The 23,556-nt window shown below is 31.7% G+C and carries 22 protein-coding genes; 1 reads left to right on the top strand and 21 read right to left on the bottom strand.

The window, feature by feature from the left end; all coding sequences use genetic code 11:
* Positions 1 to 30: 30 nt before the first annotated feature.
* The 3 genes from glmU to purR form a co-directional block, all read right to left on the bottom strand.
* Entirely contained in the window at positions 31 to 1,422 is a 1,392-nt protein-coding gene (gene glmU, locus L21TH_RS08215) for a bifunctional UDP-N-acetylglucosamine diphosphorylase/glucosamine-1-phosphate N-acetyltransferase GlmU (RefSeq protein ID WP_006313883.1), read from the bottom strand.
* Positions 1,423 to 1,760: 338 nt separating this feature from the next.
* Positions 1,761 to 2,039: a septation regulator SpoVG gene (spoVG, locus tag L21TH_RS08210; RefSeq protein ID WP_006313882.1), complete on the bottom strand. Its 279-nt coding sequence runs from the start codon at positions 2,037 to 2,039 to the stop codon at positions 1,761 to 1,763.
* Between the two features lie 267 nt (positions 2,040 to 2,306).
* Positions 2,307 to 3,131, bottom strand: coding sequence for a pur operon repressor (gene purR, locus L21TH_RS08205; RefSeq protein WP_006313881.1), 825 nt, complete (start codon positions 3,129 to 3,131; stop codon positions 2,307 to 2,309).
* A gap of 233 nt (positions 3,132 to 3,364) precedes the next feature.
* Here purR and murC point away from each other — a divergent pair, with 233 nt between their 5' ends.
* Positions 3,365 to 4,765 carry a UDP-N-acetylmuramate--L-alanine ligase gene (gene murC / locus L21TH_RS08200; RefSeq protein WP_034429770.1) on the top strand — a complete coding sequence of 467 codons (1,401 nt, stop codon included), beginning with the start codon at positions 3,365 to 3,367 and terminating at the stop codon, positions 4,763 to 4,765.
* A 158-nt stretch (positions 4,766 to 4,923) separates the two neighbouring features.
* Here murC and L21TH_RS08195 read toward each other — a convergent pair whose 3' ends face one another.
* The 18 genes from L21TH_RS08195 to L21TH_RS08115 form a co-directional block, all read right to left on the bottom strand.
* Complete coding sequence (locus L21TH_RS08195; protein WP_006313879.1) at positions 4,924 to 5,922, bottom strand: LCP family protein; 999 nt, start codon at positions 5,920 to 5,922, stop codon at positions 4,924 to 4,926.
* 280 nt (positions 5,923 to 6,202) lie between these two features.
* The gene (locus tag L21TH_RS08190; protein WP_006313877.1) at positions 6,203 to 7,021 is read right to left on the bottom strand and encodes an alpha/beta fold hydrolase; all 819 of its coding nucleotides are present in this window, start codon (positions 7,019 to 7,021) and stop codon (positions 6,203 to 6,205) included.
* 18 nt (positions 7,022 to 7,039) lie between these two features.
* The gene (phaZ, locus tag L21TH_RS08185) at positions 7,040 to 7,936 is read right to left on the bottom strand and encodes an intracellular short-chain-length polyhydroxyalkanoate depolymerase (RefSeq protein WP_006313875.1); all 897 of its coding nucleotides are present in this window, start codon (positions 7,934 to 7,936) and stop codon (positions 7,040 to 7,042) included.
* Positions 7,937 to 7,972: 36 nt separating this feature from the next.
* Positions 7,973 to 9,292, bottom strand: a complete 1,320-nt coding sequence (locus tag L21TH_RS08180; RefSeq protein ID WP_006313873.1) for an acetyl-CoA hydrolase/transferase family protein — start codon at positions 9,290 to 9,292, stop codon at positions 7,973 to 7,975.
* 31 nt (positions 9,293 to 9,323) lie between these two features.
* Entirely contained in the window at positions 9,324 to 10,358 is a 1,035-nt protein-coding gene (locus L21TH_RS08175; protein WP_006313871.1) for a 3-oxoacyl-ACP synthase, read from the bottom strand.
* Positions 10,359 to 10,429: 71 nt separating this feature from the next.
* The gene (locus tag L21TH_RS08170; RefSeq protein ID WP_006313870.1) at positions 10,430 to 11,254 is read right to left on the bottom strand and encodes a methyl-accepting chemotaxis protein; all 825 of its coding nucleotides are present in this window, start codon (positions 11,252 to 11,254) and stop codon (positions 10,430 to 10,432) included.
* A gap of 416 nt (positions 11,255 to 11,670) precedes the next feature.
* Positions 11,671 to 12,933 (bottom strand): ABC transporter substrate-binding protein, encoded by a 1,263-nt coding sequence (locus L21TH_RS08165; protein WP_006313869.1) that lies wholly within the window; start codon positions 12,931 to 12,933, stop codon positions 11,671 to 11,673.
* 58 nt (positions 12,934 to 12,991) lie between these two features.
* The gene (locus L21TH_RS08160; RefSeq protein WP_006313868.1) at positions 12,992 to 13,696 is read right to left on the bottom strand and encodes an ABC transporter ATP-binding protein; all 705 of its coding nucleotides are present in this window, start codon (positions 13,694 to 13,696) and stop codon (positions 12,992 to 12,994) included.
* Positions 13,689 to 14,501 (bottom strand): ABC transporter ATP-binding protein, encoded by an 813-nt coding sequence (locus L21TH_RS08155; protein ID WP_006313867.1) that lies wholly within the window; start codon positions 14,499 to 14,501, stop codon positions 13,689 to 13,691. The genes L21TH_RS08160 and L21TH_RS08155 overlap by 8 nt, the downstream gene beginning before the upstream one ends.
* A gap of 24 nt (positions 14,502 to 14,525) precedes the next feature.
* Positions 14,526 to 15,512 (bottom strand): branched-chain amino acid ABC transporter permease, encoded by a 987-nt coding sequence (locus L21TH_RS08150; RefSeq protein WP_006313866.1) that lies wholly within the window; start codon positions 15,510 to 15,512, stop codon positions 14,526 to 14,528.
* Between the two features lie 4 nt (positions 15,513 to 15,516).
* A complete protein-coding gene (locus L21TH_RS08145) occupies positions 15,517 to 16,389 on the bottom strand; it encodes a branched-chain amino acid ABC transporter permease (protein WP_006313864.1) in 873 nt (290 codons plus the stop codon).
* Positions 16,390 to 16,655: 266 nt separating this feature from the next.
* Positions 16,656 to 17,894, bottom strand: coding sequence for an esterase/lipase family protein (locus tag L21TH_RS08140; protein WP_006313863.1), 1,239 nt, complete (start codon positions 17,892 to 17,894; stop codon positions 16,656 to 16,658).
* A 19-nt stretch (positions 17,895 to 17,913) separates the two neighbouring features.
* The gene (locus tag L21TH_RS08135) at positions 17,914 to 18,330 is read right to left on the bottom strand and encodes a hypothetical protein (RefSeq protein WP_006313862.1); all 417 of its coding nucleotides are present in this window, start codon (positions 18,328 to 18,330) and stop codon (positions 17,914 to 17,916) included.
* Positions 18,331 to 18,391: 61 nt separating this feature from the next.
* Positions 18,392 to 19,873 (bottom strand): sodium:solute symporter family transporter, encoded by a 1,482-nt coding sequence (locus L21TH_RS08130; protein WP_006313861.1) that lies wholly within the window; start codon positions 19,871 to 19,873, stop codon positions 18,392 to 18,394.
* A gap of 18 nt (positions 19,874 to 19,891) precedes the next feature.
* Positions 19,892 to 20,311: a hypothetical protein gene (locus L21TH_RS08125; RefSeq protein WP_006313860.1), complete on the bottom strand. Its 420-nt coding sequence runs from the start codon at positions 20,309 to 20,311 to the stop codon at positions 19,892 to 19,894.
* Between the two features lie 373 nt (positions 20,312 to 20,684).
* Positions 20,685 to 22,094, bottom strand: a complete 1,410-nt coding sequence (locus L21TH_RS08120; protein WP_006313858.1) for a sigma-54 interaction domain-containing protein — start codon at positions 22,092 to 22,094, stop codon at positions 20,685 to 20,687.
* Between the two features lie 11 nt (positions 22,095 to 22,105).
* On the bottom strand, positions 22,106 to 22,249 hold the full coding sequence (locus L21TH_RS14560) for a hypothetical protein (RefSeq protein WP_162138490.1): 144 nt from the start codon (positions 22,247 to 22,249) through the stop codon (positions 22,106 to 22,108).
* A gap of 67 nt (positions 22,250 to 22,316) precedes the next feature.
* The gene (locus tag L21TH_RS08115; protein ID WP_006313856.1) at positions 22,317 to 23,507 is read right to left on the bottom strand and encodes a thiolase domain-containing protein; all 1,191 of its coding nucleotides are present in this window, start codon (positions 23,505 to 23,507) and stop codon (positions 22,317 to 22,319) included.
* Positions 23,508 to 23,556: the final 49 nt, after the last annotated feature.

Raw genomic sequence — 23,556 nt, 5'->3', positions numbered from 1 at the left:
GAATTCCTCCTATTATTTATATTTTAAAGGTTATTTCTTTTCTTCTCTTTGTAAGTTCTTTTTCTCTACCCAACCTTCTTTATTAAACTGTCTAGCTCTTGCAATGGATAATGCACCACTTTTAACCTCTTCTGTAATAGTTGAACCAGCAGCAACATAGCCATTTTCTCTAACTATAACTGGTGCTACTAAATTAGAGTTACTGCCTACAAAAGCATTGTCTTCTACTATTGTCTTGTGCTTAACTTTACCATCATAATTAACAAATACAACACCACAACCTATATTTACATTCTTTCCAACCTCAGCATCTCCTATATATGCAAGATGTGAAGCTTTAGACTTATCTCCTATTGTTGAATTTTTTACTTCAACAAAGTCACCAATTTTTACTGATTTACCTATCTTACTATTAGGTCTTAAATATGCATAAGGTCCTATGTTAGTATCATTGTCTACTTCGCTTTCTATTATTGTTGAAGATTGTATGTTAACTCTGTCTCCAATTTTACTGTCTACTATTCTACTATTATGTCCTATAACACATTCTTCTCCTATTTCTGTATTACCTTCTATTATTACACCTGGGTATATTACTGTATCCTTACCAATCTTAACATCACTATCTATATAAGTACTACTTGGGTCAATCATTATAGCCCCGTTCATAAGAAGTTTTTCATTTATTCTTCTTCTCATTACTGCTTCGGCTTCTGCAAGTTGTACCTTTGAGTTAACCCCTGCAATTTCTACCTTATCTTCTATTTTATATCCACCTATCTTACAACCCTCTTCATTTAGAATTTTAATAGCATCTGTAATATAATATTCCCCTTGTGCATTGTTATTATCTAATTTATCTAGCACACTTTTTAGATACTTTCCATCGAAGCAATATATACCTGAATTTATTTCTCTTATCTCTTTTTGCTTGTCAGTAGCATCTTTATGCTCAACAATCTCTGTTACATTACCGTTTTCATCTCTAATTATTCTACCATAGCCTGTTGGATCTTCAAATTCTGCTGTCAATACAGTTGCATTATATCCTCCACTCTTATGAAATTCTATTAATTTAGTTAGTGTTTCACTTGTTATTAGTGGAGTATCTCCATATAAAATTATAACATAAGAATTCTCTTTGATATGGTCTTTAGCCTGCATAACTGCATAGCCTGTACCATATGGAAACTCTTCACCTATAGGTTGCTTTACTATTTCAACATTTTCATTTTTCACTGCTTCTCTTACCTTATCCCCACCATGACCTACTATTAATATATTTTTATTTAAATTTGCTTTATGTGCTGCTTCAATAACATAATTAACCATTGGCTTATTACAAATCTTATGTAGAACCTTTGGAAGCTTTGACTTCATTCTAGTTCCTTCACCAGCAGCTAAAATAATGGAAGTCAACATATTAATCATCCCCTCTTTTATTTTTTTCTTTATATACTCAATAAATATTCGACTTAATTAGTATATCATTTATATTATTTCAAATTACTTCCCATAACATTGTATACAATTTTCCACAAAAAATATATACCTTTTAAACAATTTTAATAATTTATATATTATATTGCCATTTTTAGCTATTAACTAATAAGTATGATACAATTATTTCCTCTTTAATTTTACATTCTAAATTATTATAATTATAAAATCTATCTATAAAACACCCACTAACTACTTACCACTAATAACTAACTTTAATTTACAAGTAAAAAAGGGTCCTAATAGACCCTTCTTAATTACTATTCATTTTCTTCATTTTCTTCAGATAAAGCCTTTTCATACTCTTCAAACACAGCCTTTTGAATCATACCTCTAGTTTCAGAGTTTATTGGATGGGCTATGTCTCTAAACTCGCCATCTGGCATTTTCCTACTAGGCATAGCAATAAATGGCCCGTTTTGTCCTTCGATTATTTTAATATCATGTACCACGAAGCAATCATCGAATGTAACAGAAACTATGGCCTTCATTTTCCCTTCCTCGTTGATTTTTCTTATTCTGACATCTGTGATTTGCATAGATTCACCACCTTCCCCCATTGTTAAGTCATTAGTTCGTATTGTTAGTATTCTCTAAAAGCATAGAAAATCCTTCTTTATAAGGGAATTTTATTATATTTTTCATTATTTGTTATTGATATATTAAATTATTCATCTTTCTACAAAAAAATTTATCATTTTTTAAAAAACTTTATTTTCTACGAACTACTTACCGCTAAACACTAACCATTTTTTAGTTCTTTTTCATCTTCTTTTACATCCTTCTGTACGTCTTTATTTACGCCATCAACCTTCTAATATATCAAGATTAGGTTCAATGTATATTTCTTGTTTTTCTTCATCTATTCCCTTTAATGTTAATAGAGAAATATAGTTATCTACTAATTTCTTTTTAGGCTCCTCTGTAGCTATCAAAACACCAATACCAGCTACATCAGCTTTGAATTCTTTCATCATATCTTGAATACCCTTAGCAGTTCCCCCTGCTTTCATAAAATCGTCTACTACTAATACCTTTGAGCCTTCTTTTATAGCTCTTCTTGACAATGACATAGTCTGAATCTTTTTAGTAGACCCTGTAACATAGTTTATGCTAACTGTTGGTCCTTCAGTAACTCTAGCATTTCTTCTAATAATGACTAGTGGAACATCAAGTGCTTGAGCGGTCATCATAGATATAGGTATTCCTTTAGTTTCTACAGTTACTACATAATCTATTTCTTCTGTTAAGAACTTTGATGCAAATACTTTGCCTATGCAGTTGGCAATATTGGGAGAATATAGAATATCTGTCATATATATAAACCCACCTGTTAATAATCTATCCTTCTCCTTGAATTTATCACTTAATTCAACAAGAAATTCCTTTGTCCTTTCTTTAGACATTTTAGGTACAAATTTAACACCACCAGCTGCACCTGATATTGTCTCTATACAACCTAAATCTAACTCCTCTACTAATTCTTTAGCTATAACAATATCTTCACTTATTGTAGATTTAGCTGCATTAAATCTTTCAGTAAAATAATTATATGTAAATATATGATTAGGTCTTTCAGTCAAAATATTCATTAAAGCACCAATTCTATGATTTCTTCTTAGCTTCCTCACCTTAATCCTCCTAAACACGAATGTTTTTCTCGTATATATATATTTTATTCGTTATGACTTAAATATTCAATAGTTTATTGTAATCTACTTATACAGTTTTTAACTTTCGACCATATTGCGTTATAATATAATCAGTACAGTGACAAAACTATATGTCAGGAATATAATAATAATAGTGGAAAACTTGGTAATAATATGTATAGTTATCTAATTAATATAGGGAGGTTTGTAAAATGTTTACTTTCAATATAGATAACCATAAATATAACCACGTTTATTTTATAGGAATAGGTGGCATTAGCATGAGTGCTTTAGCCGAGATACTTTTATCTAATGGCTATAAAGTCTCTGGCTCTGATATGAAATACTCTCCTATTATAGAGAAGCTAAGACAAAAAGGAGCAAAAATCTATATAGGTCATAGTGAAGAAAATATAAAAGACATAGACCTTATAGTATATACTTCTGCTATTTCAAATGATAATCCTGAATTAGTGAAAGCGAAACAGCTAAATATCCCCACAATAGATAGAGCCACGTTTTTAGGGCAACTAATGAAAAACTATGAAAATTCAATAGCCGTAGCTGGTACCCACGGAAAAACCACTACAACTGGAATGCTATCTATTATACTGGATAACTCTGAAATATCTCCTACAATACTTTTAGGAGGAAAACTAGACCAAATAGGTGGTAATGTAAAGCTTGGAGATAATGAGTGTTTATTAACAGAAGCTTGTGAGTATAAAGGCAATTTTCTTAAGTTTTATCCTACAACAGGAATCATACTTAATATTGAAGAAGACCACCTTGATTACTTCAAAGATATCAACCATATAGTAGACACTTTTAAAGACTTTGCTTCTTTAATACCTTCTAATGGAGCTTTAATTATAAACAATGATGATGAACATGCGTCTCAAGTAATTAAAAAAGCTAACTGTAATGTTATAACATTTGGTATTAATAATAACAGTGATATTACTGCCACTAACATAAAATTTAACAATGCAGGATTCCCTACTTTTGACGTAAAAATAAAAGATAAGTTAATAGAAAATGTTACTTTAGGTGTAATGGGAATTCACAACATATATAACTCATTAGCTGCGATTGCTTGCACTTATAATATTGGTATTTCTACAGAAACTATAATTAGCTCACTTAAAAGCTATACAGGAACCCATAGAAGGTTCGAAACCAAAGGTAAAGTCAATAATATAACAATAATAGACGATTACGCACATCATCCAACTGAAATTAAAACTACACTAGATACTGCAAAAAAAATAAAAGCTAATAATGTGTGGTGTATATTCCAACCACATACTTATACAAGGACCAAAGCTTTACTTAATGAATTTAGCCATGCTTTCAATGATGCTGATAAAGTTATTGTTACTGATATTTATGCTGCAAGGGAAAAGGATACTGGTATTATACACTCTAAAGATTTAGTAAATAAAATAAAATCTCAAGATGTTGATGTAGTATATATGAAAGACTTTGAAGATATAGCTAAATATATATTTAAAAATGCAGACGATGGAGACATAGTAATAACAATGGGAGCTGGAGATATCTTTAAAGTAGGAGAAATGTTATTAAATAATCAAATGGATTACAGCGCGTAATATACTATAGTTTCTAATTATTTTTATAAAGACTGTTTAATTTATATAAATTATGGTTATAAATATAATAACCTTAGTCCCCCACTCCCCCTAACATAATAAGGCGATATAATAATCGCCTATATCCACACAAAAAGACTCCCAGTAATGGGAGTCTTTTATTGTGCACTTTCTACATCTTGTTCATCTTCTGCATTGTAAATATCCATTATTAATTCTCTAACTTTATCCTTATCATAAGAATAGTATGAAAGACCAAATTTATATATAGGTCTACCCGGTAATGTAGTCATAGATACATTATCTAATTTTATACCAATTACATCATTTACATACTTCATAACATCTGTTATGCCTACATCTGTCTTAACGTATTTATATACAGTCCTAGCTACTATAGGGAGTCTGTAACTTAATGACTTGCGTATAGCTGACTTTATAAACTGCTGCTGAGCCCTAATTCTACCTAAATCTCCATCTCTATATCCTGTTTTACCATCATTGCTCTTTCTAAATCTTAAAAATTTAACCGCTTGTTCTCCATTTAATAACTGATGTCCTTTTGGTATATCGATTACTAATGGTGGGTCATCAGTTGGATCTTCATATTTCATATGAAACGGTACATTTACCTCTACCCCACCTAATGAATCAACTATTTCTTCTACTCCTTTGTAAGTAACCTTTACATAATGATGTATAGGAACTCCACCTAAAAGACTTTCTATGGCTCTTTTTGTTCCATTTACTCCCCAATCGCCATATACTGCATTTATCTTTCTCTTGTCAGCTTCGTCAAAACCTTCTCTATGCCAATAAGTATCTCTGGGTATAGAAATCATATCTACTTTCTTAGTTACAGGGTCAAAACTAGCAAATATAATAGTATCAGTTCTAGGGCCCTCAAGACCAAGTAATAATACATTTAATCTTTTACTTTCCTTTATCGCCTTTTGTAGTGGGTCATCAGGTTCTTTTGACTCTTCTGATTCTGTCTCTTTTCCACCTTCTGATGCATTTTCACTTATATTAGTTTGCTCTGAATTATTATCTCCTGCTTGTGCACTACTAAAATATAAAAATGCAGCAAACATAGAACCTAATGCTAGCAAACAACATAGAAACACAATTGAAAACACCTTAAAAAAATGCTTCATTTGAAGCCCACCTTTCACAAATAAACTATATCTAAAATTTAAGTATATAATTATTGCTTTTAAAAAAATTATAGTACTATATAATATTAATACTATCAAATTTTTAGCACTAAACAATGCATGTCCTAAAACTATTATAGCACGACTATTTATTGGAAAAAATTAAATTTTGATTACAGATTATTTTTAAGTTACTTAAAAGATTATACCACTTTCTTTATAATCTTGCAATTTAATAAGCCCACGAAAGTGGGCTTATTGTCGGTTGTATGTAATTTTATTAAACTATGTTAAATGAATATCTATAAGTGTTTAAGAAACCTAATACAATTGAAACAAATTCATAAGGTTTCTCATACATAGAAGCATGACCTGCTCCTTTTATCACAACAAATTTTGAATCTTTTATTCTTTTATAGATATGTTCTTGTAGTCTTAATGGTGTAGTTGAATCATATTCTGAGCCTATAATTAATGTAGGTACATTAATTTCATGTAGTTGCTCTGTTACATTTAAACTCTCTGCACTAATTACTAATCTAACAAAGGCATCATACCATTCCTTTGTAAATAGTTGTATAAATAACTTTTCTCTTTTTCTTAACCACTCAATATTATTGTCATAAAACTCTATAGAATATACTGATGGTATGACCGTCCTAAAGAAGGTCTCTCCGTCATACGTTTTAGCTGCTTTTATCCATGCCTTTCCTAAGTCTTTAAGTAATTCATTGGTATAGCTTGTAGTATTGCTTAAAATTAAACTATTTATTTTATCTTGATATTTTAATGCAAACTTAAGTGCAACTTCTCCACCATATGAAATTCCTAATAAATGTACTTTTGTAAAACCTAACTTATCTATAAGCCCTTTTAATACTTCAGCCTGCAAATCTTGAGTATAAATTTCTTCTACTTTTTCTGATTTACCCTGGTCAACAAAATCCATAAGCACTAGTTTGTATTGCTTAGAAAAAGGCTCAATAAATGCTTGCCAGCTTGCTGTACTCATCATTATACCATTTAAAACAACTAAAGGCTCTCCTTCACCATACATTTCATAATATATGTTTTTATCGTTCACTGAAAGATAAGGCATATTGCTCTCTCCTCTATTTTAGTTTATAAAATCTACTATAACATTAGTAAGCTTATCTAAATTATCAATCAATGGTGAGTGGCCACTATCCTCCATAATGACTAGCTTAGCGTTATCTCCTATACTTACTGCTATTTCTTTACCCATATTCATAGGAACAACGTAATCTCTATCTCCTTGAATAACTAATGTAGGTACATTAATTTTATCTACATCACCTGTTCCATCTACTACACCATTGTTTTCATTTGAAATATTGAAAGTTAGTAAAGCATAATCAACATCTACAAGATTTCTCTGTGTTAACATATCATCTAAGTACTCTTCATATCTTTCTTCACTAGGTTGATTATGAGTATAAATTAACATATTCCATAAATTTCTTAGATAATTTTTATCCTTATTAGCATAAGCATTTAATACTGGTAACACCTGTACTGGGTCTTTAGCAATTTCTTTTTTAGTTTTTAATAATTCTCCTACAATTGGCTGTCCTTTTTCATCTTTTTTGTATATAGGATAACCCTTTATTCCAACCGATTCTACTAATATTAGTTTTTCTACATATTCAGGATAATCAGCTGTAAACTGCATACTAACGCCACCACCAGTTGACCATCCCGCTATAGTAAATCCTTTAATACCTAGCTCATCTACAAATAATTTAATATCCTCTGAAAAATCCTTTATAGAATTTATTGGTTTATTGTATGTTGACTTCCCGAAGCCTCTTAAGTCTACAGCATAAATCTTATATTTCTCTGGGAGTCTATCAATTAATATGTCCCAATGTTTTGATGATGTCATATTACCATGAACTAATAATACTATCTTTTCACCCTTTACAGTTTCCCTATACCCTAATGTTTCTCCATTAGGTAATTCAACACTTTTTAAAACAACTTCTCTTGACATATATTTCCCCCTCAATATTTATCATGGTTCAACTATCTACCAAATCATCAATTCCTTAGCTTCCTTTCTTAATTCAGCTCTAAAGTCTGGATGAGCTATATTAATTAGTCTTTCTACTCTTTCCCTTATTGATGTTCCTCTTAAAGAAGCAACTCCATATTCTGTCACAACATAGTCAACATCATTTCTAGACAATGTAACAGCTGCTCCATAATCTAATCTTGGAACTATCTTAGATACTACTTTTCTTTTATCACTACCTGGCACTCTAACTTTAGCTGTTGAATATAAGGCTATTATAGACTTTCCTCCTGGAGAATTTTGAGCTCCTATTGCAGTATCAGCCTGGCCTCCTGTTCCACTGAAATGCTTATGTCCTAATGACTCTGAACAACACTGTCCTGTTAAGTCAACTTGTAATGTAGTATTTATTGAAACCATTTTATGGTTTTTGCCTACTACATAAGGGTCATTTACCCAAGCTCCTCTCATAATATTAACTGCTGGATTGTCATCTATAAAGTCATATAATTTTCTTGTACCCAATGCAAAAGTTGCTACCGTTTTTCCTGGCATCAATGTCTTTTTCTTACTTGTTATAACCCCTGCTTCATATAAGTCAACCATACCATCGGTAAACATTTCAGTATGTATTCCTAAATCCTTTTTATCCATTAGTTCAGCAGTAACTGCATTAGGAATACCACCTATTCCTAATTGTATAGTAGAGCCGTCCTCTATAAGGTCTGCTATAAACTTACCAATTATTCTGTCTTTGTCTGAAGGTTCAAGTACAGGAAGTTCTGGAACTTGATAATCAGTTTCTACAATATAATCAACTTCGCTTATATGAATGATTGTATCACCAAAGGTTCTTGGCATATTAGGATTTACTTCTAATATTACTAAATCTGCATTATCTATCATTTCTCTTTCATATGTAGCACTTAAAGACAAGGATATATATCCGTGTTTATCCATTGGCGCAGCAGTACCTAAAAATACATTAGGTTTTCTATGTGCTAACCTTTTGTAGGCTGCTAAGTGTAAGTGATTAGGGATATATGATACATTGCCATTTTTATGTGCTTTTCTTATACCTGGACTATAGAACCAACCATCCATAAAGAAACTGTCTTTATATTCTGGATTCATAAAATATTCATAATTTGCCATAGGCAAACATGTTGTTACATTTACATTTTCAACTCTATCTGCAATAGTATGAAGTTTAGATAAAATTTCTCTTGGTTCTGCAGCTGATAATGCTGAAACTATATTATCATTTGATTTAATCTTACTTAAAGCCTCTTCTACACTAATTACTTTACTTTTATATAATTCGTTTACGTTCATAAAATTTCCTCCTTTAACCTTATTAATTTTATTAGTTAGCAGGACCCCATTTTATTACGTTTGCTGCCCATGAATACCCTATACCTGCAGCAATCATTGAAACGACTGTGCCATCTTTTATTTTTCCTTGTTCTAAGCCTAATTGTAAAGATAATATCTGGTCTATCTGTCCCATATGACCATAATGACTTAGATAAGTGGTCTGATCTTCAGTTAATCCAAGTTCTTTAAGCATATATTTATGCATTGAATATTTAAAGTGCAATACTGCTAAATATCCTAACTCATCTTTAGGTATACCTGATTTTTCAAATGCCTTATCTATACAATGAAACCAATTCTTCATTGATACTTCATTAAGTCTATCCTTCATATGTTTAGGTCTCATTACCCTTAATGACTTATACGCTTCATCAACATTATCCTTAGTAATTGGATTAGCTATACCTCCTATTTCTACGCCTGCATCTCTAGCCATTGAACCATCTGATACTATATGAGTACCTAAAAGCAAGTTTTTATTATAATTTTTCTTAAGTATAAGAGCTCCTCCACCAGCAGCTAAATTGTACATCATAGACATAGCTTTATCTGCATAATCCACAAAATCACAGTTTCGATAACCTCCAACTATCATTACAGTATTTATTTCATCATCTGCAATCATCATATCCTTAGCCATTTTCATAGCTGCAACTGTAGTACAACATCTTTGCTGAACGTCTATTGCCCAAGCATTAGTTGCTCCTATTTTTTCTTGAATATATATACCTGATGTTGTTAATGGATACTCTTTCCATTCCTCTCCTATACAAAGAATTAAATCAATTTCCTTTGGATCTACTCCTGTTCTTTTTAATGCATCTAATCCTGCCTTTACTCCCATCTCCTGTGTACCATCGTTTGGACCAGGAATAGGTTTTTCTATAACCCCAAGCTTGTTTTTTACTGCTTCTTCTGCCCATACCCCATTAGTTGCTTCAGCTATTTCCTTAGCTGTCATTCTTCCCTCTGGAATATATAATCCAGTTCCTACAATACCTACATTTACACTTTTATCTGTCATAGTAAAATCCCCCTTATTAATATTTTTATAAATTTATATAAGTATTAATTAGATGCAATCGAATAAACCCTTCACTCACTTAATAGCCTTGCTTGCTTTTGTAAAAGTTCTGCTACTTTATTTAACTCAGTTACATGGCTGTATATATCTTCATTTGCTTCAACTTGACTTGACGCTAGTTCTAGTAAGCTATTTACCCTTTCATTTACTTCAGTTGTAATTTGTCTAATGTCATTTATAATCGTATCTACCTGTTTTACGTATCCATCAGTTGTCTTGGCTAGCTTCCTTATTTCTTCTGCCACTACTCTAAAGCCCTTTCCTTCATTACCAAGCCTTGCTGCTTCTATTGCTGCATTTAAGCCTAGTAAATTTGTTTTACTTGCAATAGTACTAATAAACCCCAGTATTTTATCTGTTTCTTCTACTTTTCTCATTGATTCTTCTGTTACTTTTCTTAATTCTTTTACTATTAGTTCTAGACTTTTTGTTTTACTAGAGATGATATCTGTGGCTGCAGATGTCTGTTGCATATTTGAATATAGACTATCAGCCGTTTGTGACAATATATCCTGTTTTTCTACTGTTTCACTAAAACATACAGAACCTATAACCTCGTTATTGTTGTTAAAAATTGGTGTAGCTATTGCTATATATGGAAACCCAAACACTTCCTTATCCACTCTCTTGACTATTCTTTTTTTCTGCTTTATACATTGATAAGAAACTGATGACTTAACATGTGGTGTTCCCTTTCTTATTCCATGGTTTAATTTTTTTCCTGGTACATACACTAAACACTTTTCTAAATCACACACTGATACAGCAAAATCTGAGTTAGTCAATTGGTTTATATAAGGTGCAACTGTAACAAAATGTTTTAAAATATCCCCCATATTACTCCCTCGCATCTTGTTTTTGTAAATCTAAAGCTCCATTGGTCAACTGCTTTCGTCACCTGCCAACCTTACAAAATCTAATAAACATATATAGGTCAAGTCTCTTTAAATAGATGACCTGCCTCTATCACCTAAATAATTCAAAATAAATAGCATACGTTTTCCCGGTGCGTAATAAGTTTATTTCTTTTTACCTTTATTTAGTGCAACTTCTATGCCAAACCCTATATACCTATAAGTGTTGAAATTAGCTAACTCTAGAAAAATAATAGAACTATAAAAATGTGATTTGTATGTTTTTAGAACACAATTTTGTTGTTTTTCGTGTATAATAATAGAAATGCCAATTGTACTTATTTCAAACATGTTCGTATTTCGGACAAAAATAAAGCCCGGAAAAATCCGGGCTTATTTTACTTAAATTCATTAAATTCACTTACTAGTTCAAAATAGAAGTTTCCACTTTCATCTTGAGCTACTTTACTAATAGCCATCTTAGTAACACCTTGACGTACTCCTGGTGAATATGAAATCTCAGGAGCTAATCCTTCTGTGAAATTAAGATGATTCATAGCTTCTATATAACCTTCCCATGATAAGTTATCTCCAGCTTCTTTAAGTCCTGCAACAAATGTCTCTGCTGCAACCCAACCAGCCATTGTATAAGCGTTTACTGGAGCATCAGGGAAATACTTTTTCATTGCTTCATTTAAAGGTTTTAGACTTTCTTCAGTTACATCAAGCCATCCCATAACGTGTAGATTTTTAATCATATTAGGTGCACCTGGTGCTGCAATAGCAAGGAATGATGCATCTGCATTTGAATATGTTGTTAACATAGGCACATCAAAACCTACTTTTTCTATTTCCTTTAATACACCTGCTGTACCAGTTGAAAGACCATAAATTATGATTAAGTCAGGATTTAAGCTTTTAGCCTTTTGTACTTGAACTGTAAAATCTGTATCTCCAGAGTTATATGCTAGTTTCCCTTCTGATTTTAATATATCAGATTTACCTAACTCTTTTAGTCCTTCTTCTACTCCTTTTAATCCATCTCTACCAACATCATCATTTCTATATATTACAACTAAATTATTTGCTTTAAAATGTTCTACTGCATATTTAGCCATTAACTTACCTTCATATACATAGTTAGGTTGTACTGGGAAGAAATTTTCACCTGCTTGTGTTAACTGAACTGCACCTGAGCCAAAATATACAGATGGTATTCCAGCTTCTTTAACTGTATCAACTGCTGCCATAACTCCTGGTGTTCCTAAATGACCAACTATGGCAAATACTTCTTCGTCATATATTAAGGATTCTACTGCCTGCAATGATTTAGCTGGATTAAATTCATCATCCTTCTTGATTAACTCAATCTTTCTACCATTTACTCCACCATTATCATTTACTTTATTAAAATATGCTTCCATACCTGCAAAATAAGGTGTACCAATAAATGCTAAAGGACCTGACTGAACTCCTACTGTACCAATTTTAATACTGTCTTCTTTTACCCCTTGAGCTAATTCAATATTGTTTTCTTCTGCTTCTTCTTGTTCATTATTAGCAGTATCCGTGACTTCAGTATTTCCCTCTTGGTTAGTAGAGCACCCTACTAATGAAAATACTAAAAGTAAACTTAATAATAAAGCTACAATTTTTTTCATTTCATTTCCCCCTCTTGTTTTTTATTTAACTAAGCCAAAGGCTTAGGTAAAATCACTTTTATGCACCAAGGTATGCTTTTTTTACATTTTGGTCACTAATTAGTTGATTAGCTCTTCCTTGGTGTACAATTTTTCCAGTTTCAAGAATATAAGCATAGTCTGAAATTTGTAATGCCTGAAAAGCATTTTGCTCAACCAATAGTATAGTAGTACCTTCTTTATTAATCTCTTTAATAATTTCAAAAATATCCTTCACTATAAGTGGAGCTAATCCTAAAGAAGGTTCATCTAATAACAATAGTTTAGGCTTTGCCATTAATGCTCTACCTATAGCAAGCATTTGTTGTTCTCCACCTGAAAGAGTACCTGCTATTTGCTTTTCCCTTTCTTTAAGCCTTGGGAAGTATGTATATACTTTATCTAATGTATTTGGAATATTGTCTTTATCTTTTCTAGTAAATGTACCTATCATTAAGTTTTCTTTAACAGTTAACTGTGGAAAAACTTGTCTTCCTTCTGGTACTTGAACTATTCCCATTGATACTATTTGCTCAGGTGAATAGTTTTTTATATTTCTTTCTTGAAATTCTATTATTCCTGATTCAACCGAAACAAGTCTTGATATAACTTTAAGGGTAGAGGTTTTACCTGCTCCATTAGCACCTAATAGAGACACTATTTTCCCCTCTTCTACATCTATTGATATCCCTTTAAGTGCGTGAACATATCCGTAATAGGCGTTTACATCTCTTAATTTAAGCATTTAGTTCCTCTCCCTTCCCTAAGTAGGCTTCTTGTACAACTGGATTGTTTCTAATTTCTTCTGGCGTACCTTCTGCTATCTTTTTACCAAAATTTATTACACATATTTCTTCGCATATATTCATCACTAACCCCATATCGTGCTCAACTAATAGAATAGTAATTCCAAATTCATTTTTTATCTTTGTAATTAATTCTGCCAATTCCTCTGTTTCAGTATGATTCATACCTGCTGCCGGCTCATCTAATATTATTAGCCTAGGCTGAGAAACTAGTGCCCTTCCAAGTTCTATTTTTTTCTGTACTCCATATGGCTGTGATGCCGCTAACTGATAAGCTATATCATCAATGCCTAAAAACTTCATGATTTCAAAAGCTTTTTCTCTTATTCTTTTTTCTTCTTTACATACTATAGGAAGGTTAAATCCTTGAGATAATATTCCACCTTTAGTAGTAGAATGTTCTCCTAACATAATATTTTCTAATACAGTCATATGTTTAACTAACAAAACATTTTGAAATGTACGTGACAATCCCTTCCCTATTATTTCATGTACTTTATAGTCTAAAAGATTATATTCAGCTCTACTTTCACCATCATCTGTATTAGTTAGAGGAGAAAATATAATCCTACCTTCATCGGGAGTGTAAAATCTACTAATACAGTTAAACACTGTTGTCTTTCCTGCTCCATTTGGGCCTATAAGGCCAAATATACTATTTTCTTCTACTTCAAAGCTTAAATTATCTACAGCTTTCAACCCTCCAAAGCTTATTGAAAGATTTTCTACCTTTAATATCTTCATAAACAGTCCTCCTCGTGAAATCCTTTACGTTAGCTGTTCTTTCTTCTTTTTACTCAATAACGACTGTTTTAGCTGAGTACCAACTCTAGCGAGTCCATATGGGAAAAACATAATAATAAGTATCAACGCTGCACCTGTGAATATAGAGGAAACGTTCTTTATATTTTGAAGAAATGGTATTTCTTTGATTAACTCTGGAACTAAGGTTAAGAAAAAAGCTCCTAATATACTTCCTTCTATAGATGCTAATCCTCCTATAACTACCATCGCTAGTAGATTAAGTGAAAGTTCTATTCCCCATTGATTAGGCTCAGTAAATCTAATAAGATGCATATAAAGAGAGCCTGCTATCCCTGCATAAAAAGCACTTAATGCAAATGCTACAAGTTTATATTTAAATAAACTTATTCCCATAGCTTGAGCTGCGTGTTCACTGTCCCTCATTGCAATTAATGCTCTTCCAGTCTTTGATTTAAGTAAATTATATGCGAAAACTGAAAGTAAGAATAATACAGTTATAGATAAAATAAAATAGTATTCTCTACTTCTAAAATTGATACCGAAAATAGTTGGAAATTTAGCTGTCATACCTGAATATCCATTGGTAAATGAAATCCATTCCTTAAATACTTGTTGTATTGCTACACCGAAACCTAAAGTTGCTATTGCTAAATAATGTCCTTCTAGTCTTAAAGCTACCATTCCTAATAACAATCCTATTAACATAGGAACTAATCCTGAGACTAATAAAGATAATAAAAATGGCATATGTAGCTGAGATACCATATTAGCTGACACATAAGCTCCAAGCCCCATAAACGCTGCATGTCCTAAAGAAATCTGCCCTGCATATCCTAATAAAATATTGAATCCTAAAGCTATTATTGAATATATTACTGCTAAATTTAACATCGTCATAGTAGATTGTTGAAGCTTAAACACTAAAGGTATAATCATACATATTAATGCTACTATCAAATATTGAATAGGTTTATTTCGTAAAAAGTTCATTCTACTACACCTTCTTTCTCTGTACTTTTCCAAATAGTCCATTGGGTTTAACAATTAAAACAAATATTAATAATCCATAAACTATAACAGTTTTCCACTTCAAAGATATATACATTCCAACTAAATTATCTAATATTCCAATTATAAATCCTCCTACTACTGGACCTATAAATGAACTAAACCCTCCTACAACCGCTGCAATAAAGGATTTTAGATGTACCTCCATCATCATAGTAGTTGAAACATTTGTAGTAGGAGCTATAAGTACACCTGCTATAGCACCTAAAACTGTAGCAATAACCCATGATAAAGAATAAAATTTTGATACAGGAATTCCCATAAGTTTTGCTGTAGTTTCATTTTGTGCTGTAGCTCGAATTGCAATACCAAATATAGTTTTTCTTATTAGGTAGAATAGGATTGCCATTATAGTAATCGTTATTAATATAATAAATAATGCATTTGGCTGAATTATAACTCCACCTACATTTAAGTTGTCAAAAGTTAAAGCTTTTCTAAAATAATGAGAATCTATGCCAAAAATAGCTGCTGCAAGGCCATCAATTATCATTATGAGACCGAGAGTTATAATCATTTTACTAACTAACGAAGCCTTACTTGCAGGTCTAATAAATAATCTTTCAACAATAAAACCAAGTACAATCGCAAATACTATTGCTCCTATGAAAGCGACCGGATATGGCATATTATTTTGCCATATTTTCAATGCAATAAAACTACTAAACATAGCCATTTCACCTTGAGCAAAATTAATCACATCTTGGGTTCTAAATATTAATACTAAGCCCAGAGCAGCGAGGGCATACAAACTTCCCGTTTCTAAACCAGCTATTATATTTTGAAATAATATTTCCATATGTATCCTCCTCTAGTGGTTAGAATTATGATACTTTCCCTCCAATAAATCCTTGTAATGTCATAAGTAAGTCATCGTAATTAAGTTTGTTATCTTTGTTATATAACTTAAATTCACTATTTTTAGTTTTAATATGTATACCATTCTTAAAGAATGTTCTTTTTTTAACTCCACTTTTTCTTTATCTTCAAAAAGAGTTAAGGGAGCTGTTATGCTCCCTTTAGAATAGACAGATAGAAACTAAAATTCCATTTATGAAAAGGGAGCTATCTTGTAAGCTGTGTTAATATCCATGCTTTTGCCTGTTCATGATAAGCTAACTCAATATGATTTAATTCCATTAATTCCTTATCCAATAAAGTAGCTCCATTTGTTGTCATTGGCTCTGTCATTAATGCACTTTCAACAAAAACTATCCCATCACTTGGTCCATCATCTTCCATAGTAATACCATTTATAACGTTTACATTTCCAGCTAAAGTTGCTATTTCAACCGTTGAATCAACAGGGGAATTTTTAAGGATTTCTATTAGATTTCCACCTTGTTCAATTGCATAATCTATTCCTTTTGAGTAGCTTGCAAATCCCCAACCACCATAATATGTCGTATACCAATCTTGCTCATATGCATCTAAAGGATATACGTCATCCCATTTAGCTAACATTTGTGCTTGACCAGTATATGCTCCTCCTCCGTCATCTAGACTATATAAGCTATGATATGCAGTATCTACCCACACACCATAAATTAACATATTTAAATATGGGACTGGCCCATGTTCTCCTGTAGCCATTATTCCCCACGCATCCCAAGTATTCCTAAAACTATAGTCTATGCCTCCATTTGGTGCCCCAAGCTGAATATATCTTCTTACATCACATCTAAAAGGTACTCCCCACTCTTTTTTTACATTTGATACATACATACGTGCACTCATATTGCCTTTACTGTGAGCTATTATATCAACCTTTGAAGCATTAGTAACATCTTTTATTCTTTGTATCGCAGCAGCAAGTATCTCTCTCTGTATATAATTATCTCCATGGGGATGAGCAAAAGTTATAGAAAACACTTTAAATCCATTGTCTTTTAAATATTGCATTAATCCTTCAACATTTTCACCGCCTATTGGATCTGCTGCATAATCACCATCTTTACCAGCCCCATGTACAAAAAGAACGGGCACTGGCTGTTGATTAGTATCCCATCCTTCAGCATAATGTAATAGGAATAATTGAGAATTAGGTCTGGCTGTATTTCCAAACTGCTTAATAATATTATCTCTTTTATGTTCATTGTCTGATATAAACTTTTCTTGTCCTATATTAGAATTATTTAATCTTATTCTTTCAACTTTTGACCAATACCTAGTTATATCAGGATTTGTAAACGTTTCTTCTACGGTTATCGTACTTGTAGCTTTTATTTTCCCAGGTATAAAAAGCATTACTAAAGAAAGTAATAACATAACAGTAACAACTTTATAACTAATTATCTTTTTCACTCTATAACATCCCCTTAATTTACGATTCATTAAATATCACTTTTTTACCCATAAATCCTTGTAATGTCATAAGTAAGTCATCGTAATTAAGTTTCTTATCTTTGTTATATAACTTAAATTCATTATTTTTAGTTTTAATATATATATAACCATTCTTAAAGAATGTTCTTTTTTTCAACTCCACTTTTTCAATATCTTCATAATCTATAATTACATTTTTTTCATTATAATTTACAACATCATCTATGTTTAATTTCTCAAATTCCTTTCTTTTATACATCCCTGGGTCAACCCTTAACATCCAAGGTCTATAGGTTTCTCCCATCCATGCAAGAATAATCCTTTTATCTGTCACTACTATGTCATAATATTTTTGATTATAAAAACCAACTTCAAAAAATTTAGGTACAATTTCTTTAATTATTTCTGTATTCATATATATTCGAGACAGCCAGGTGTCCCCAGCTGTCTCATTCTCACTCCCTTTTCTATTAGTTTTATACATCCATTACAGCTTCCATATCTTCTTTAAGCTCTGGTTTAGAAGTTGCATATGATATTGCAATAAATAAAATAACTGAAATAACTAGTGAGAAAGTACCATTGTAGATTCCTAGAGGTTTAAATATATTATTATAGAAGCCAGCTCCTAGATTTTTACCTACTTCAAGAACAACATTAAGTACTAATCCTACAAGAATTGACCAAAAAGCTGCTTGTTTTGTAGCTCTTTTCCAGTTTAAACCTATACCTAATGCAGGTGCTAATGCTGCAGCAAATGTTCCCCATCCAAATGCTCCTAATATTGCAACTCCACTTTGACCAAATACAAAACAAATTATTACTGTAAGAACTGATAATACAGCAACTGCTATTCTTCCATATTTTAATTCCTGATTAGAATTAAATTGTTTTCCAAAAGCCTTTGGTATATCTCTTACAACAGCTGCAGAAGCTAAGTTTATGAATGAATCTGCTGTAGACATAACTGCTGATGTAATACCCGCATAAATAATACCCGCTAAAATCTTAGGTGTATAATTATTTAAGAATACTGAGATTGCATAGTCAGCATTTTCTAATGGTGCTACTTCACCTATTACAACCTTATATCTAACAGCAAGACCAACACCTAGCCATAATAATCCTCCCATCATTCCTGCAATTGCTGCTATAGCTGGTCCCCATTTAAGCTTTTTGATATCTTTAATCATATAAAACTTATGCGCAATATGTGGTTGCCCAACTATTCCTATTGATAAACAGAAGAACCAGCCCATTGCCATTCCTGGACCAACTAACCCCCAAGGTCCAACATAATCAGGACTAACATTTTGTGCTAATGTAGCAGTCATATTAGACATTCCGCCACCATGTACTAATGTTAGTATAAACACAAATATAGAAGCTACAGCCATTACAGAGCCTTGGAATACATCAGTATATACGCCAGCTAGCATTCCACCGGCAACAGAATAAACTAATACTATACCCATACCTATTAAAACTGCAGTTTTAAAAGACCAACCAAATATAGGAGATAAGATAAAAGCAAATGCACTAATCTGTGTAGCTAAATATAAGATTAATCCTACTAATGATGCTAATGCAGCAAGTAGACTTGCTCCTTTACTTTCATACCTTGCATATATTGCATCTGATACAGTCATACAATCTCTAGTTTCAGCTAATAATCTCATCTTCTTACCTAGTATCAACCAAGCCATCATAAATGATATTGAGGTTGGGAAAGTAAGCCATAATGTCCCTACTCCAAGACTATAAGCAATTCCAGGTCCACCAACAAATACAAATCCTGATATTGCAGCTGAGAATGAAGCTAAAGCAACTGCTAAGATTCCTAATTGCTTACCTGCTATAAAGAAATCTGAAGAACTTTTTGTTTTTTTCATAGCCCAAAAACCTATTCCTAGAACTATGAGCATATATAAAACTATTACTGCTATAATAGTACCCATTAATTATCCCCCTTTACTTTAATCTAGATTTACAGTTTCTCCTGTCTTTTTCTCAAATCTTTTTATGTCTTTTTCATCAAGATAGTCTTTATCGAATCTTATTCCATACATTAATGTACCTACAAAGAATGGTAGTAACCAAATTATATAAATCATAATCGCAGTTCCTGGCATAAATCCTAATGCTGTGCCATTAAATACACTATGATTCATTAGATTTAAAACTAGAAATCCAATAATCCAAATAGCGTATAAGCAAATTAAGGATATTTTTAATCCCTTTCCAACTTCATTCCTTCTTAGTGCTCCTAAAGTCATCCAAGCAATGATTAATGTAGGAAATGCTAATGCAAATAATACTGGTAACTTAGCTATCTGTGCTATAAACAACAAGATAGCGCCAACTAATAAAATCTTTACCCACTTATCGTTTTTCATCAATATACCCCCTTCAAACTTTTTAGTAATTTAAGAGTTGTTATTGCTACTTGTCCTCTCCCCCCCTTCCAAGTAAATTGTTGAATTTTGTTTAGGTTTGTGAAATGGTTTTCCTTTGTGTTATATAAATTATATTAATATTTTTTACATTTAAATATATTGCAAATGGTATGCCATATGTTAAACATATATCAAATCCCCCCCTTAATTTTAGTAATTTCAAGTGTTACATCATTAATTAACTTTATCCATTAATAAAAAATTTAGGAACTGTACTTATATTTGTACAGTTCCTAAGTTATATTGTCCATTGAATTTGTAATCTATCATCACTGTTTGTTTGAAAATCATACACATGTACGTTTTTCAAACATTATTTTATACCATATTTTTCTATTTTGTCATATAAACTAGACCTACTTATTCCTAGTAACTTAGCTGTTCTTAATTTATTACCATTGGTATATTTTAAACATCTAGTAATTGCTTCTTTTTCGGCATCTTCTATTATATACTTCAAAGGCCTTATAGGACTATCCATTGTATATTTAGTATTTTTAGTTAAATATACCGGTAAATGCATAGGTAGTATTGTATCTGAATCAGTCAAATTAATAGCTCTCTCTAATACGTTTTCAAGTTCCCTCACATTGCCAGGCCAATTATGTCTTTTTATATATGCCATAGCATCAGAACTTATTTTTGATACATATTTACCTAACTGCTTTGATAATTTCTTTAATAATAATCTAGCTATTTGACCAATATCTTCATACCTCTCCCTTAATGGTGGTATTTCAATAGTCATTACATTAAGCCTATAGTATAAATCTTCTCTAAATTTCCCTTCTTCAACTAATTCCTTTAAATTCTTATTTGTTGCCGCTATTACTCTAACATCTATCTTTATTGGATTATTACTTCCTATTCTTTCTATTTCCTTTTCCTGAAGTACCCTAAGAAGCTTCGCTTGCATTTCCATAGGCATATCCCCTATTTCATCTAAAAAAATACTACCACCACTGGCTAGTTCAAACTTTCCTATTTTGCCTCCCTTTTTAGCACCAGTAAATGCTCCTTCGTCATAACCAAACAACTCAGATTCTAATAATTCAGAAGGTATTGCAGCACAATTCACCTTAACAAAAGGCGAATAATTTCTGCCGCTTCCATTATGTATAGCATGGGCAAATAACTCTTTCCCTGTACCACTTTCTCCTAATAACAATACATTTGAATTAGTCTGTGCTGCTTTTTCTGCTATGTACTTTGCTTGCAACATTTTCTTACTATTTCCTATAATATTGTCCCATGAATACTTTGCTCCATGTATTTCTTTTAATTGCTTTTTATAATGATGTAATTCTGTTTCTAGCAACTTATTTTTTTCAATTATATCCTTAAATTCTTCAACATCTTGAAAAAGTACCAATCCAAATCCATATACTACTTCTCCATTTTCATCTAAAACAGGTATTCTATGTACTATTGCAGTGTGACCATTTTCAAATCTATGTTTCCAAGCAATTTCAGCCTTTTTAGCCTTAAAAACATAGGGAAATCTACTATTTTTATCTATCTCTAATACCTTTCTACCAATAAGTTCTTCCTTTGAAAAACCTAAATAATCTGCAAATACTTTATTTATTACTCTTATTCTTGTCTCTGCATCTATTAGAATTATTGGTACAGGAACTGGGTCGAATATCTTTTCAATAGTAGTAGCTAAATAATCTGATAAAAGTTCTTTTTTTCCCCTAAATTTTAATGCATTACCTTCCATTATATCCCCCCTTATCCTTTGCTACCCATAACCTTAGCTAATATATGTATGCTTATCCCATTAAATAATAAATGTAACTCATTTATATTTATTCTATATTTTTCTTCATTATCCTTTTTAAGACTTAACAATTTTTTAACAATGTTTTGATGCACTAATAAAAGCAGGAGATTTACTCTCCTGCTTTCGATACTTTCACATATTTAATTCTTCTTAATATTATTATTTTATTCTCTTAAGTATAGATGCTATGTTAGTAGCTCCACTTCCACCTATATTAAGTGTTAATCCTATTTCTGCTCCTTCAGCTTGTAATCCTATAGCATTACCTAATAGCTGTCTTGCTATTAATACATGCATTGAAGCTCCAGTAGCTCCAACAGGGTGACCTTTAGCTTTTAGTCCTCCAGAAAGGTTAACTGGTAACTTGCCACCTGGATAAACAATTCCGTTATCTAACGCTTCTCTACCTTTTCCATCTGGAGCTAATCCTAATGCTTCATAGATTAATAACTCAGTTATTGTGAAGCAGTCATGCACTTCTGCTACATCTATATCATCAATAGTAAGGTTTACTTCTTCTAATGCCTTTTTAACTGCATATTTAGCAGCTGTTAATTCATAATTTGACCTTTTACCTTCAACTATTGATAAGTGGTCTGAAGCGTGAACAAGACTTTGTATTTCAACTACTTCATCTTTCATTGCTTTTGCATTTTCAGTAGTAGTTAATACTAATGCAGCTGCACCATCTGAAATAAGCGAGCAATCAGATAACTTTAATGGGTCAGCAATCATTGGGTTCTTGTCATGTACAGATTTAGCAGCTTCATGTGTATATTCTACATGCATTTGTGCTAATGGGTTACTCATTGCATTTTTATGAGCTTTAACTGAAATATGAGCTAAAGTATCATATAATTCTTCTATGCTATAACCATACTTTTTCATATATCCTTTAGCATACTCAGCATAAAGTCCAGGGAATGTATATCCTTTACTTCCCTCTACTGGATAATATGATGCCATTGCTAATACATCTGTTACTCCTTTAGTATTTAAAGAAGTCATTTTTTCAACACCAATAACTAATGCAGTTTTAATTTTTCCAGCTTGAATTGCCATCATAGCTTCTTCAACTGCAGTTGAGCCTGAAGCACAAGCATTTTCTACTCTGATACAAGGTTTAAATCTTAATCCTTCATCAATCTCTATTGCATATGGAGCTAAATGTTCTTGATGATTAAATCCTCCTCCACTGTAGTTACCAACATAAACAGCGTCGATATCTTTTCCTGTAAGGTTTGCATCTTCTAAAGCGCCTTTTCCTGCTTCAACAAGTAAGCTATATAAAGTTTCTTCTTTTAGTCTTCCTACTTTCGAGTGATAAGTTCCTACAATTGATACTGACATATAAACATCCTCCTTTTTGTTTTATTTTTATTAATCCATATTTATGCTT

Source organism: Caldisalinibacter kiritimatiensis, from assembly GCF_000387765.1.
In the GTDB taxonomy this organism is placed as follows: Bacteria; Bacillota; Clostridia; order Tissierellales; family Caldisalinibacteraceae; genus Caldisalinibacter; species Caldisalinibacter kiritimatiensis.
The sequence above is the reverse complement of the archived record's forward strand: the minus strand, read 5'-3'. Positions and strand labels throughout refer to the sequence as shown.